This is a genomic window from Pleionea mediterranea (genome assembly GCF_003148745.1).
Classification (GTDB): Bacteria; Pseudomonadota; Gammaproteobacteria; order Enterobacterales; family Kangiellaceae; genus Pleionea; species Pleionea mediterranea.
This window is the reverse complement of record NZ_QGGU01000003.1, coordinates 92,229-106,251: the sequence shown is the minus strand read 5'-3', so window position 1 is coordinate 106,251 and position 14,023 is coordinate 92,229. Positions and strand designations below refer to the sequence as shown.

The 14,023-nt window shown below is 40.1% G+C and carries 10 protein-coding genes and 3 tRNA genes; 10 read left to right on the top strand and 3 right to left on the bottom strand.

Annotated features, from left to right (window positions below; translation table 11 throughout):
- Positions 1-125 precede the first annotated feature (125 nt).
- The 6 genes from C8D97_RS04465 (at position 126) to xthA (ending at position 8,103) form a co-directional block, all read left to right on the top strand.
- Positions 126-201 (top strand) — tRNA-Gly (locus C8D97_RS04465).
- A 157-nt stretch (positions 202-358) separates the two neighbouring features.
- Positions 359-432 (top strand) — tRNA-Cys (locus C8D97_RS04460).
- A 38-nt stretch (positions 433-470) separates the two neighbouring features.
- Positions 471-557 (top strand) — tRNA-Leu (locus C8D97_RS04455).
- A gap of 360 nt (positions 558-917) precedes the next feature.
- Positions 918-5,369 carry an EAL domain-containing protein gene (locus C8D97_RS04450; RefSeq protein WP_109762362.1) on the top strand — a complete coding sequence of 1,484 codons (4,452 nt, stop codon included), beginning with the start codon at positions 918-920 and terminating at the stop codon, positions 5,367-5,369.
- Between the two features lie 38 nt (positions 5,370-5,407).
- Positions 5,408-7,228, top strand: coding sequence for a M61 family metallopeptidase (locus tag C8D97_RS04445; RefSeq protein WP_109762360.1), 1,821 nt, complete (start codon positions 5,408-5,410; stop codon positions 7,226-7,228).
- Positions 7,229-7,296: 68 nt separating this feature from the next.
- Positions 7,297-8,103, top strand: a complete 807-nt coding sequence (xthA, locus tag C8D97_RS04440) for an exodeoxyribonuclease III (protein WP_109762358.1) — start codon at positions 7,297-7,299, stop codon at positions 8,101-8,103.
- A gap of 309 nt (positions 8,104-8,412) precedes the next feature.
- On the opposite strand, the gene C8D97_RS04435 is transcribed toward xthA, so the two are convergent.
- Entirely contained in the window at positions 8,413-9,264 is an 852-nt protein-coding gene (locus C8D97_RS04435; RefSeq protein ID WP_109762356.1) for a 6-carboxytetrahydropterin synthase, read from the bottom strand.
- A 98-nt stretch (positions 9,265-9,362) separates the two neighbouring features.
- Between C8D97_RS04435 and C8D97_RS04430 the strand changes: the two genes are divergently transcribed.
- The 4 genes from C8D97_RS04430 (at position 9,363) to prmB (ending at position 12,692) form a co-directional block, all read left to right on the top strand.
- Entirely contained in the window at positions 9,363-10,361 is a 999-nt protein-coding gene (locus C8D97_RS04430) for an adenosine kinase (RefSeq protein WP_109762354.1), read from the top strand.
- Between the two features lies 1 nt (position 10,362).
- Entirely contained in the window at positions 10,363-10,818 is a 456-nt protein-coding gene (gene sixA / locus C8D97_RS04425) for a phosphohistidine phosphatase SixA (protein ID WP_109762352.1), read from the top strand.
- Between the two features lie 111 nt (positions 10,819-10,929).
- A complete protein-coding gene (locus C8D97_RS04420; protein WP_109762350.1) occupies positions 10,930-11,775 on the top strand; it encodes a lysophospholipid acyltransferase family protein in 846 nt (281 codons plus the stop codon).
- A complete protein-coding gene (gene prmB, locus C8D97_RS04415; protein ID WP_109762348.1) occupies positions 11,775-12,692 on the top strand; it encodes a 50S ribosomal protein L3 N(5)-glutamine methyltransferase in 918 nt (305 codons plus the stop codon). Before C8D97_RS04420 ends, prmB begins: the two co-directional genes overlap by 1 nt.
- A gap of 202 nt (positions 12,693-12,894) precedes the next feature.
- On the opposite strand, the gene C8D97_RS04410 is transcribed toward prmB, so the two are convergent.
- Positions 12,895-13,167 (bottom strand): hypothetical protein, encoded by a 273-nt coding sequence (locus C8D97_RS04410; RefSeq protein ID WP_109762346.1) that lies wholly within the window; start codon positions 13,165-13,167, stop codon positions 12,895-12,897.
- 346 nt (positions 13,168-13,513) lie between these two features.
- A complete protein-coding gene (locus C8D97_RS04405; protein ID WP_109762344.1) occupies positions 13,514-13,969 on the bottom strand; it encodes a DUF4019 domain-containing protein in 456 nt (151 codons plus the stop codon).
- Between the last annotated feature and the right edge of the window lie 54 nt (positions 13,970-14,023).

Sequence of the window (14,023 nt, the reverse complement as noted above, 5' to 3'; positions counted from 1 at the left end):
TCTCTGATTCCACGTAACAGCTTGTTTTTGAACAAAAAATAGACGCAAAAGGGAATCAAAGAAAAAAATAAAATTGGTGCTTGACAGATTTATTTCACACTGTAAAATGCACCGCACTTAACGACGCGGGAATAGCTCAGTTGGTAGAGCACAACCTTGCCAAGGTTGGGGTCGCGAGTTCGAGTCTCGTTTCCCGCTCCAGATTGTTAATAGCATTGATTCGGATAGTTGTTTCAAATCAAGGCTTTAAATGATAACGAACAGTTTTCGTTATCATTAAGATTAAACCTCGGACTTCATGAGTTTCGAGGTTTTTTTGACTCAGGGCTGTTAGTCAGATAGTCGAACCCTGAATTAGGGCTGGGTGGCAGAGTGGTCATGCAGCGGACTGCAACTCCGTGTACGCCGGTTCGATTCCGACCCCAGCCTCCATTTATTTTTATATGCTTTTCTGTAAGCATCGCAGTAATGCCCGGGTGGCGAAATTGGTAGACGCAAGGGACTTAAAATCCCTCGGTGGCAACACCGTGCCGGTTCGACTCCGGCCCCGGGCACCATTCTTAATATATTCTCTCTATTCAGACTCAATAGCTTGATACGTTTATTCGGGTTAACTTTGTCCGTGTTTAACAGTGGCTTATGAGTCGCAGATTTTTTATTTCTCATTCTAATCTTGGTTTCAAGTATTAAGTCCCAGATAAACTCGCCTTTGCGTTGAAATCAGTAATACAAAAGGCTGCGGTATATCTTATCGGCGGCTTACGATAGGATGTAATAGTCGGTTTAAATTACGATGAACAGACGTCTAATTTTGACTATACTCTAAATAATTGAAATAAATAACAAAACTAATTATTTTGCATCGACTCTTCGCTCTTATTATTGTGGTTTTTGCTTTTATCTCAGCAAGCGCTAGTTTGCCCGAGCGATTGCTGCTGAACCCAATAAAGTCAGCCGAACAACTTAATCAAAACAGTATTGAAGCCATCCATGAAGATGCTTATGGATTTTTGTGGATAGGCACCCAAAGTGGTCTGCATCTATACGATGGTGACCACTTGACCTTGTTCCAACATAGTATTGATGCACCAAATGGACTGTTCGACAGTTTTGTGGTTAGCATCAGTTCTTCGCCAGAAGGTGAAGTTTGGGTTGCTACGCTAAACGGTGTGAGTGTGCTTGAGCGGCAGACCATGAGCTTTAAGCAGGTGGTGAGTTACGAAGAGCTTGAAGCCAATGGGTTTATACGGGATATCGAATATCTGTCGGAGCAGCAAGCGCTTTATATAGTGACCAGTCAGGAAATAGGGCGATATTCTGTTGTTGATAATCGCTACCAGGTATTGTTTGACAGTTCATCCATTCAGAAAATAAAAAACGTTTCCAGTCAGACGGACAACGTCTCATCCAGTTATATCATAGATCAGTCGATAATCTTTTCAGCCACCGATAATACAAAAGAACTGGTTCCAGCAAAATATTCCGGAAAGCTAATAAAAGGTGTCATAAGAAATGGTGAACATTATTTTGTTGCTGATGAGCAGATCATTCGCTTAAACCCAAATCAAGTTTGGGAATCCATCATGGCAATTCCCGATTTTGATAAAGAGGTAATAACAGACATTACTCTGGATTCAAAAAATCGTTTGTGGCTATCAACCAATGGTGAAGGAATCTTTACCCTTGATTTAACCAATAGCGTGATGAATCACTACAACAATAACAATTCAACACTTTCAGATAATCGAATTAAACGGCTGTATATAAGCAGTGATAGCTTGTTATGGGTTGGGACATTTTCCGAGGGTATTTTATCCTTCGATATGCTGGGTCAATTATTCGGTTTTCACCAACCAGAAGCACCGGAACAAGCTGGGTTTAATAATATAAGAGCGATTATTGAAGATAGCAATAACCTAATCGTTGGTGCTAACGATGGCTTAGTTAAACTGGATAAACGAAGTAAGAAGCGTCTTGCGACTGTACCTATGTCGGGCATTATGGCCTTTGAAAATAAAGATGAAAACAGTATCTGGATAGGTGCAAGAGATGGTTTGTATTTATACGACAAGTCAAAGTCAACGGTCAGCAAAGTAAATTTAACGTTATCGGATTTAAACAATAGTAGATTAGAAGAGAATAATAGTTTAGAAGAGAATCATGGGTTAAAAAAGAATAATGTTTTTATCCGCTCGCTTTCTACGTTTAAGCACTATCTAATCATTGCTACCAACTCTCAAGGCTTGTTGGTTTTAAATAGCCTTACAGAACAAATTGAACAACAACTTTATCTAAGTGGTGAGTCGTCTGAAAATGAAAGTTCACAAAAAGTAAGTGAGCAAAAGGTAAATGGACAATCAAGTACCTTAACTCTACAGCCCACTATGTTAATTAAGGTATTGGTTGATAAACATCAAAGGTTATGGATTGGAACGCTTAAATCCTTATGGCTGACACAGCTTCAAGTTAATGATAAGCAGCTTATATTAAGTGATTTTAATAAACTTATGGATAACACAATTATCCGAGACATAATTCCGGTGAATGACGATGAGTTTTTTATTGGTACTCATTCAGGTCTGGCTCAGTTAAAAGTGAAAAATTTAAACCTTGACGATATAAGGTTTTATACTAAAAAAGATGGGCTATCTGATAATACGATTTATTCTGTAAGTTTATTAGCCAATCGTTATTTCTGGTTATCAACTAATCGTGGACTTAGCGTGCTGGATCGTAATGAAAACACCATTATCAATTACGATAACGTGAATAGCCTTGGCCAATTGGAGTTTAATGGTGCTTCGAAGTTTCAGTCAAAAGATGCTTTGTATTTTGGTGGCGTCAGAGGAATAACCTGGCTATCGGAAATGGGTAGTAGTGATTCTATTCGTAAACCTGTCTGGATTACGAGGTTGGGATTTGGTGAAAATTTCTCTAAAACCATTTATTTTCCTGAAGGTAAACAATATTTTCATAACGATGAAAATGTCATTAACTTAAGTTTCAGTAGTAGTCACTTAAGTCCTAATGTAAATACGGTATTTCGCTATAAATTAAATGAACAGCCCTGGGTTCATATCAGTGGTTCTGATGATGTGGTTCTTGCAGGTCTTGAGCCTGATAGTTACTCATTTGAATTGCAAGCAAAAGTGGATGGTGGTGATTGGCAGGCAGCTAAAAATCAACTTGAGTTAATTATCATTCCAAGTGTTTATCAGACTCTATGGGCAAAACTTATATATGCATTAATAGTTATCGTTTTTCTGTCGATCATTGTTTATCAGGAAGTGCGTCGCAGGCGATTAAGAAAGCTTACCTTTGAGCGAGTAAAGTCCAGTGAAGATCGGCTAAAGATGGCTTTAACCGCAAGTGAACAAGGCTTGTGGGATTGGATAAAAGCACAAGATAAAGTATTTCGTTTTAATGTTAAGCATTTATTTAATGACACTACTGACTCATCTCGTTTCGATTTTATTGATAATATTGTTCATGAGAAAGATAAAGTGAGTGTGCAGCAAGAGCGAAAACGTTTTTTAAAGGACAAGGATGAGTTTGATGTGCAGTATCGTGTTATGTCGGACTCAGGTCGATGGCGGTGGATCCACGATAAAGGGAAAGTCATAGAGTATGATAAATCGGGTGAAATTATTCGTGCTACAGGCACCTATACTGATATTACTCATTTAAAACGTGCACAGTTAGAAAGTGTGTTGTCTAACGAAATTATCCGAAGCATGACGGAAGCTGTCGTTGTATTGGATAAAGATCGTGAAGTCACCTTTGTTAACCCTGCTTTTTGTCGAATTACCGGCTACAGTCTTGAAGATGTAAAGCAAAGTAATTTAGACAGCTTGCGATCCGATAAACATTCGAGTGAATTCTACAGGAAACTGTGGCGCGATATTGAAAGCAAAGGCACCTGGTTTGGTGAGTTCTGGATGTGTAACCGAAAGCGCAAGAATATACTCTGCTCGCTGGAAGCCTTTCATATTGATGATGATGAGCTGGAAGAACATTTAAGTGTGTTGATATTTTCCAATATCACTGAAAAACGGATGGCTGAAGAAAAGTTAAGCTACCTGGCGCGTTACGACTCTTTAACGGGCTTACCTAATAGAAATTTATTTTCAGACAGATTACAACACGCTATAGCTTTAGCACGTCGGCATGTTCATAAGATAGCCGTTATGTTTATCGATTTGGACGGTTTTAAAAAAGTAAATGATTCGTTTGGACACCAGGTGGGGGACCATTTATTAAAGAAAGCCGCAGAAATTATTAGTGCCTGTATTCGCAGTGAAGATACACTGGCCCGACTCAGTGGCGATGAGTTTTTATTGATAATTGAAGAATATGAGTCTGAACAACAGTTATCGGTTGTTGCGGATAAAATATTGGAACTGTTAGAACAACCGATTGATCTCGGACAAACTCAAGTGGTTATCAGTTGCAGTATTGGTATCAGTCAGTTTCCTAAAGACTCAGATGAGCCTGAGTCACTTATGAAATACTCTGACACAGCTATGTATTATGCAAAAAATCAGGGAAAAGGCGCATATTATTTTTATCAGGATGAAATGCACAGCAACTTAATTCACCGACTGAATATTGAGCAATACTTAAGAGACGCTGTTAAAAATGATGAATTTGTAGTGCTTTTCCAACCTATTGTTGATGTTCAAACTCAGTCCATCGTATCTGCAGAAGCTTTAATTCGTTGGCATAATGCTTCACTTGGTGAAGTCTACCCAAGTGATTTTATACCTTTGGCTGAAGAGACTGGTTATATTATTGAAATTGGTCGCTTTGTAATAGAAACCGTTTGTAAGGAGTTAAATGGTTTTAACAATGCCAATATTACTATTGCAGTTAATGTATCAGTTCGCCAGTTAATGCATGAAGGCTTTGTGAGTAGCATTCGAGAATGTTTGGAACGGTATAAGATTGTACCGTCACAACTTAAAATTGAAATTACAGAAAGTTTGTTGATGACTAATGCAAGCCAGACATCAGAAGTCATAAAGCAATTAAAAGAGATTGGTTTAACCATTTCGGTAGATGACTTCGGCACAGGGTATTCATCGCTAAGTTATTTAAAAAGGTTTTATATTGATGAGCTAAAAATTGATAAAGAATTTATATCCGATATTGTTGATACCTCTACGGAAGAAAAAGTAGTTAATGCCATTATGGCTTTAGCTAAAAGCCTTGGGATGAAGGTTGTTGCGGAAGGTGTAGAAACTGAAACTCAATTGAATTATCTGCGTTCACATGACTGTGATTATGCACAGGGTTACTATTTTAGTCGACCTTGTGAGCTGTCCAAGTTTAAAGAGTTATTGAAAAACAATCGATTTAAAGTGGATTGAAACTACATTACTCAATAAGATTTTATAGATAGAGATTTATGACAAATAAAAAATTGGTTACAGAATTTCCTGTGTGTTATCAGGTGTGGATTGAAGATGCTGCGGCTCATATATTTAGAGTCCGTTTAACGTTATCGGACGCAAAAAAATATCAGTTGTTGCAATTGCCCGACTGGATCCCTGGTAGTTATATGATCCGTGATTTTGCCAGAAATATCGTATCTATATCTGCAAAGGATAGCAGTGGTTCCGATCTTGAAATAAAAAAACTATCCAAGTCTAAGTGGCAAGTATTAAATACACCGGGTTTGATTTCTGTCGATATATTGGTTTATGCCTGGGACTTGTCAGTGCGAGGTGCTCATCTTGATCAAACTCACACATTTTTTAATGGTACCAGTTTGTTTCTTGAGCCTGTTGAGTTATCGGACAGTCCTTGTGCGCTAATGATTTATCGACCTGCGTTTGAATACGCAAAAAAATGGTCAATAGCCACATCCATGCCAGAGTACTCTGATTCCAAAGTTAACCCTATTGATGATAATTTATGGGGTTATTATTGCTGTGAAGATTATTCAACATTAATTGACCACCCTGTTGAAATTGCAGAGTTAACAACTTGTGAATTTGACGTAAAAGGTGTGCCTCATCAGGTTGCTTTGTATGGTAAACATAACGCCGATTTAGATAGACTGGCGGCGGATTTGAAAAAGATCTGTGAGTGGCAAATTAACTTGTTCGGTGAGTTACCGGGCTGTGTTAAAAAGTATGTTTTTTTAGTCACTGTGCTGGGTAATGGGTATGGCGGACTGGAACATCGCAGTTCAACTGCTTTGCATTGCAGTCGTCAAGATTTACCAACGGCCAATATGACAAAAATGACAGATGATTATATTGGCTTCTTAACCCTGTGCAGTCATGAATACTTTCACACCTGGAACATCAAGCAGATAAAGCCAGAAGCATTTATGCCTTATGGTTTGCAAAGTGAGTCCTATACTCAGCAGCTCTGGATTTTTGAAGGTTTTACCTCTTACTATGAAGATCGAGTTGCCTATATGTCGGGTGTTATTGATCAAAAGCAATACTTACAGTTAGTGTCTGAAATAGTCACTCGTGTTCATCGTGGAAGTGGACGTTTATTGCAGTCGGCTGCAGAATCAAGTTTTGATGCCTGGACAAGGTTTTATAAGCAGGATCAAAACGCCCCAAATGCCATTGTCAGTTATTATGCCAAAGGTAAGTTGATAGCCCTTTGTCTGGATATATTAATTCGTCAAGCATCCAACAATAAACATTGTCTGGATCATGTTATGCAATATCTGTGGAATAATTATGGGGTAAAACAAATTGGCCTAAAAGAGCAGGCGCTTGAGCAGATTATCACTGACGAGTTTGGGTTAGATCTGAAAGAATTTTTTAATGATGCTGTCTATTCAACCAAAGAGTTGCCATTAGACAATTGCTTGAATCTGGCAGGTGTAAACCTTGAGTGGTACACAACCAGCAGTTATAAAAACATGACGGCCAAAGAGCCTGGCTCAGATGTTAATCTTGCGGCCACTGTTAAGTCTAATCCACTGGGTGCAGAGCTTGTCAGTGTGTATCATGGTGGTACCGCGCATTTGGCAGGGCTGTCCACTGGCGATATTGTTATCGCGATTGATGGTATTAAAGTTGACGCAGCTTCAATAGAGTCATGTATCAGTCAATATAAGGTTGCCGATGAAATCACCATTCATGCGTTTCGGCGAGATGAACTTATGGTACATAATGTTAAGTTGCCCCCGGCAGAAAAGAATACCTGTCAATTGATCGCGTCGGATTCTCTTGAGTCAGCTCAAGTAAAGTGGCTTTAGTTAAAAAATGGCTTTAATTAACTTGACTATCAATTAAGTATTTATACAGAGAAAGAAGAGGAACAATTTTGAAACTGGTATCTTTTAATATAAACAGTTTAAGAGCACGTATTCACCAGCTTGAAGCCGTTATAGAACGACTCGATCCGGATGTTATTTGTTTACAGGAAACCAAAGTATCCGATGAGGATTTTCCACTTGATGCAGTTTCAAACCTTGGTTATCACGTGGATTTTCATGGTCAGAAAGGTCATTACGGTGTGGCAACTTTTTCTCGACAAAAACCGGTTAATGTCCTTAAAGGGTTTAAAGCCGACGGGACTGATGCTCAACGTCGCGCTATTACTACTTTTTATGAGGTCAATGGAAAAACCATTGGCGTGTTTAATGGGTATTTCCCACAAGGTGAAAATCGAGCCCATGAAACAAAGTTTCCAGCGAAGGAAAAGTATTATAAAGATTTGAATGCCATGGTGGGTGAACTTGATTGCGATGAATTTGTAATACTTGGTGATTTCAATATTTCGCATCAGGATATTGACATAGGTATTGGTGATGCCAATCGAAAGCGTTGGTTAAGAACCGGAAAGTGCAGCTTTTTACCTGAAGAAAGAGAGTGGCTGAACTCTTTATTGTCGAAGGGTTTTTATGACACTTTCCGAAAACATCATGCTGATGTTTCCGATCGTTATAGCTGGTTTGATTATCGTAGCCGAGGATTTGATGATGATCCAAGACGAGGGTTAAGAATTGATTTAATTGTTGCGACCAAAGGCTTGTACGATAAATGTATAGCTTCCGAAATAGATTATGATATTCGGGCAATGGAAAAACCATCTGATCATTGTCCAATTTGGAGTGAGTTTGATATTTAGAGCGTGTTTATCTTTCATTCTTTGAGATGTTGAGAGTTAAAATTAAGCCAATCGAGGCGTGAATTTTAAGGTTTAGTTATTCTAAATAAGAAATTCTCAACAAAGAGTGGCTTAATTTTAGCCTCAACCCTTCGGGCAGGGGTTATTTTATGGCACAACTGCGTTATCGGTCATTCAAATACGATTACAGGACGTAGGAGGTAGAACGACTCAGGAGACAAAGTGGAGAATAACTATTCACCACTCCCTCTACCTTGTTGTGCCATAAAATAACCACCTGCATCTCAAATAATGAAAGATAAACACGCTCTAGGCTTTTGCAATAGCGCCTTTTTTAACACCTTCAAATGCTCGAACAGAAAAGGTATCCGTTGGATTTTCCTGTTTGAGCTTTTGGGCGAGATGCTCAGCAATAAGTTCGACGGTTGAATCTGTTTCCAGCGTATCACAAACGTCTTCTGGTAATGTTAACTCAAAGCTTCCCTGATTGGCTAAATAGCCTAAGGTTACATAGGGCTTTTCATTTAGATTTTGCCGTGAGGTTATATCACCTTCGGTAATAAGATAAATATCTCGCCACTCTTCGGCTATTTTTTGCTCGAGACTTTCATCACGTTTATTATTACGATGAACAATAATTTTTGAACGATGACCATGAGCGATCCGTTGGCAATCGCCAAAATGTTTTTTAAGTCCATGAGAGTAATGATAAAAAGCGCCTTCGATAGACTCTTCTTTTAAACGAATTCTAAGGTCGTGAACATTGGCGGGTAAAATGGATTTAATGCTGTCTTGTAAAAAGGGTAATACCGTTTCGATTGAAATAGTTTCGGCCGGTACAAAGGTGACGGCTTGTACAGGTGATTTGTGACAATAATAATCCTTGTTGTTGGTGTGTAACTCCAAGGTTAACTGATCCGATTCCAGTTGTGTTTTAAGGTTTTTATAATGATTGGCAACAACAAACTTATGATCGATCAGTTGATCAACATACTGTTTGATTTGTTTTTTTACATGGGTAAAGTCAAATACCATTCCATTATCATCAAGAGAGCCATCCAGTTCGACATCGAGTATCCAGCTTTCACCAACAATTCCTCGATCAGGATCAAAGTATGAAAAATCAATTACGGTCAGTTGTTCAACAAATAAAGTCGTCATAGCTTGAAATTATTAGGCTCAGCCTGTTTAATGCGCGTTAAGTTTTAAAAATATAGGCCAGATTTTAACACATTGGCGGAATAACAAGGCACATAAGCATGAAGAAATATCACATTTATGGTATTGGCAACGCATTGGTTGATATTGAAATAGAAGTTACCGATGAAGAGCTGCAAAATCTGGCGATAGAAAAGGGTGTCATGACACTTGTGGATGAACAACGTCAGGCTTATTTGCTCGATGCTTTGCCCGGTCAGCACCATAACCGTGCCTGTGGTGGCTCGGCGGCTAATACAGTCATTGGTGCTGCAAAACTGGGTGCGCATTGTTATTACAGTTGCAAAATTGCTGATGATGAAACCGGCCGGTTTTATGCTCAGGATCTTGAGCAGGAAGGTGTGGTTTCAAATTTGAATAATATGACGCTGGAATCAGGCGTTACGGGTAAATGTCTGGTAATGGTGACACCTGATGCAGACAGAACCATGAATACGCACTTAGGCATAACCGGCGAACTGGGTTATCAACAGGTTGATGAACAGGCATTAGCCGACTCGGAATGGTTGTACATAGAAGGTTATCTTGTCAGCACGGATTCGGCCAGAGAGGCAGCCATTGCCACTCGTCAGTTTGCCGAAAATAATCAGGTCAAAACTGCCTTATCCTTGTCCGATCCCAATATGGTGAAGTTCTTTCATCATGGCTTAAAAGAAATGTTGGGTGACAATATCGATCTTTTGTTCTGTAATCACGATGAAGCTTTAATGTTCACCGAACAAGAATCTCTGGAAGATGCCTTCGAAGCGCTTAAAAATCACGCAAAAACATTTGCAATAACCAATGGCGCCAAAGGGGCTGTTATCTGGGATGGTGAGAGCAAAATAGAAGTTGCCGCCCATAAGGTTGATGCCGTTGACACCAATGGTGCGGGTGATTTGTTTGCCGGAGCCTTTTTATTTGGAATTACCCACGGCTTAAGTTTTGAAAAAGCCGGTCAATTAGCCAGCTTTGCTTCTGCGCGGCTGGTTAAGGAATTCGGTCCTCGTTTATCAACCGAAGGGCAAATATTAGTCAGAGACTTTTTAAAGGAGCTCTAATATGAGAAGCCTGTGGATCATGCGTCATGGTAATGCTGAATGGGATGCACCAAGTGATAGAGAACGTCAATTAAGTCAGTCTGGCACTGAGCAGGTTGCTTCAGTGGCGAAAAAGCTTGATTTGGAGTTTCCGCTTGATATCTGGTTCAGCCCATTTGTTCGCGCTCAACAGACCTGTGAACAATTGACTGAGCATTTACAGCAAAAGCCGATCCACGCCATAGAAGAGCCATTATTAACGCCCGACAGTGACCCAGATATGTTAGTTGAACTGATTAACGCGACTGAGTCGAAACAGTTAATGTTAGTGAGCCATATGCCACTGGTCGGGCGATTAACCAAGCAATTAACCGGCGATGAAAGAGTGGCTGGTTATCAAACAGCTCAAATCGTCAAATGCATTAAAGCGGATGACGGGGATTGGCAACTGGCAGCCATTTATTCGCCTGATCATTAGCACCTTGGTGTTTGAGCTATTTGTCGCGTGGCAATCTAACTGGATTGATTGTAAAATCGCGACCTTATTTGTGAGTTGAGATCCACCACTTTGGAACATTCAAACCTTTCTTTGAGCAAAAGCCGAGGCCAACGGGCCGGGTTGATTCGAACCTTACTGATTACAATTAGTTCATGGGCAATTACGTTTTATTACAGTTTTAAAGCCATTGTTGTTGTGATGAGCTCATCAAACCCCAGACCGACCATCGATCGGGTGATCCGTCAGTGGTCGAGCCGACTGATTTCCCTTATCAACCTGAAGGTGGTGGTTAAAGGCAACTTTGAGCGTGATGAAAGCCGCCCCTGCATCGTTATGTGCAGTCATTCCAGTGCCTATGATATTCCGGTCAGTTTTCTTGCGATCCCTGGTAGTTTGCGGATGCTGGCGAAAAAAGAGTTATTTCAAATCCCGCTATTTGGTCGGGCAATGCGATTAAGCGAATTTATTTCAATTAACCGGCAAAATAAAGAACAGGCCCGGCAGGATTTGTTACTGGCTAAAGCAAAAATGGAAGATGGCATCATGCTCTGGGTTGCTCCCGAAGGAACCCGTTCTGCGGATGGTCAACTATTACCCTTTAAAAAAGGCGGCATGCATCTGGCGATACAAACCCAGGCTTTGATCATTCCGGTTGCCATTAAGGACATTCATCGGGTATTGCCAGCCAAACGTTTTCGGATGAATTTTAACCAGACCATTGAGTTTCGAGTTGGTAATGCGATTGATGCCAGCGAGTATACTATTGAGTCCCGAAAAGCCTTATCGGATGCTGTTCGAGATCAGATGCAATCACTACTGGAGCCTGAAATTGTGAGTGATTTGCCTCAGAACATTACCAATGAGAAAAAGCCTGACTCAATTGCCGCAAGTCATGACGGCTCTCTAAACAGCGACATGAAACAGGACATTAAATAATGTTAGAGAATACAACCTGTGCCGACGCCAGATCCCAGTTACAGACTATTACGGACTGGCTTCGCTGGTGCACCAGCCAATTGCAGCAGTCCGATGTATTCTTAGGCCATGGTACCGATAATCCCTGGGATGAGTCAGTGGCGCTGGTGCTGCAATCTTTGCATTTACCGTTTGATTTGCCCGATCAACTCTATCATGCCCGTCTGACGGAGGTTGAAAAACAGCTGATTACGGAACGCTTACAAGCAAGGATCAACGATAGAATCCCTCTGGCGTATTTGACCAATCAGGCCTATTTTTGTCAGTTACCCTTTTATGTGGATGAGCGAGTATTGGTTCCCCGTTCGCCCATTGCCGAACTGATCGAAAATCAGTTTGCGCCGTTTATTGATCCTGCTCAGGTACATTCGATTCTGGATTTATGCACGGGCAGCGGCTGTATTGCCATTGCTTGCGCAACCTATTTTGAAGAGGCCTTTGTGGCAGCCAGTGATATTTCAACCGATGCCCTTGAAGTTGCCGAATTTAATATTGAGCAACATGGATTGCAGGAACAAATGGGATTATTACAGAGCGATTGTTTTGACAGTATTCCTCAGCAGCCGTTTGACATTATTGTATCCAATCCGCCGTATGTAGATGCAGAAGATATGGCGGATATCCCGGAAGAGTTTCGTAAAGAGCCTGAACTGGGGTTAAGCAGTGGGATTGATGGTCTGGACTTGACCCGAAAGATTCTGCGACAGGCGAACGATTATTTATCGGAGCAGGGGGTTCTGGTGGTTGAGGTCGGCAACAGTTGGCCTGCACTGCAAGAAGCCTATCCGGACGTTGAGTTTCAATGGCTGGAGTTTGAACGCGGTGGTGACGGCGTCTTTCTGTTAACGAAAGAGCAATTGCAGCAAGCGTCTTTCTAGTGAGCCAATGTCTTTTTGTAGAGAGTCGTTTTTCATAGGTACTTAACGTCTCTTTATAGAGAGCAAAACAATTCAGTATTTTTAATACCAGGCAAAGTCCATCACGCCCTGATCAAAAGAGTTGCGCAGAGAAATCAGTTCGGAAGAATTAAAATAAAGTTAGCTTAGAGAAAGTTAAGTTATAAAACAGGACTAGAAAACTTTAGCCCGCTTTACGGACACTCTGTTTAAATCGGTACTGGATGTGCCGATATTCCCATCCTCGGTATATCGATTTTAAAAACTTCGCCATTTTGCCCGAAGCAGGGGTGTAACAGGGATAGCGATACCAATCGTTACCCTGACCTTTATAGGTAATGGTTTTTTCTTTACGACCTATCCACTGGCCAATTTTACCCGGTAATAGACGCAGGGTAACTTCCATACAATCTTTATCCAGACGAGCTGGAACGACTTTAACAATATGAGCTGGCATGTTGACTGATTACTTTGACTTTTCTTGAGGTACTAAATTAATGGTACTGATTAGATTGACTGATAAAACGGTTAGATTATAGCCTATTTTCGAGGAAAACTGAATATATCAAATGGAGATTTTTGATCTGAAAGGAAAACTTTATAGGATAGCCGGTGAGTTTAATACTTAAGATCACAAGTAAAGAGATGTTTTAGGGGGAGTAAAAGTCCCAAAACATCACATTGCAGCCGGTCGCTAATCGCATATTTCATAAAGTGCCACTCGAAAGCGGACGTTCACAAAAAAGTAAGAAAGCAAAGAATCAGTATTAGAGCTTTGCTTTCTTAATGTTTAATTTAATTATCTAATCATATTGGCCTTCTTTGAGCATTAAATCACTAAATATGAGCCATCGACCGTTTTCGTTTATCACACGCACTAGTTCCCTTACTGATTCGTTATTTGAGTACTCAGACTCAAAGATAAATGCTATGTAATTCGCTTCAGGAAAACTGTAAATTTTCTTATGAGGAATTACCTTGACGAGTTTTCGGCTTGCAACACTTCCCAGCACTGCCCGGCGTTGAGTCAGAGTTGATTTAATATCATTGAATGACACCGCTTTAGTCATACTCTTTGAAACATATTTTCTACCTTTATCATACTGTTTGTTATCCCAGGAACTTAGCCACTTTTGTACTACTTCATTTGCTTCCTTATTAGCTGATTTAGTTGTGTTTGGCACAGCTGCTAGAACTGCCGAAATGGTTAGTAAATTTGAGAGCAATAATGTAACTATCAAATATCTTAATGTTTTCATGGTTTCCCCTTCAGTTTATATTTACGTTTTTGGGTTTGAAATAGTTATGAGAAT

Coding starts and splice junctions, on each gene's coding strand:
- C8D97_RS04445 (WP_109762360.1), top strand. CDS start 5,408: ATGACAAATAAAAAATTGGTTACAGAATTTCCTGTGTGTTATCAGGTG.
- C8D97_RS04435 (WP_109762356.1), bottom strand. CDS start 9,264: ATGACGACTTTATTTGTTGAACAACTGACCGTAATTGATTTTTCATAC.
- C8D97_RS04430 (WP_109762354.1), top strand. CDS start 9,363: ATGAAGAAATATCACATTTATGGTATTGGCAACGCATTGGTTGATATT.
- sixA (WP_109762352.1), top strand. CDS start 10,363: ATGAGAAGCCTGTGGATCATGCGTCATGGTAATGCTGAATGGGATGCA.
- prmB (WP_109762348.1), top strand. CDS start 11,775: ATGTTAGAGAATACAACCTGTGCCGACGCCAGATCCCAGTTACAGACT.
- C8D97_RS04410 (WP_109762346.1), bottom strand. CDS start 13,167: ATGCCAGCTCATATTGTTAAAGTCGTTCCAGCTCGTCTGGATAAAGAT.
- C8D97_RS04405 (WP_109762344.1), bottom strand. CDS start 13,969: ATGAAAACATTAAGATATTTGATAGTTACATTATTGCTCTCAAATTTA.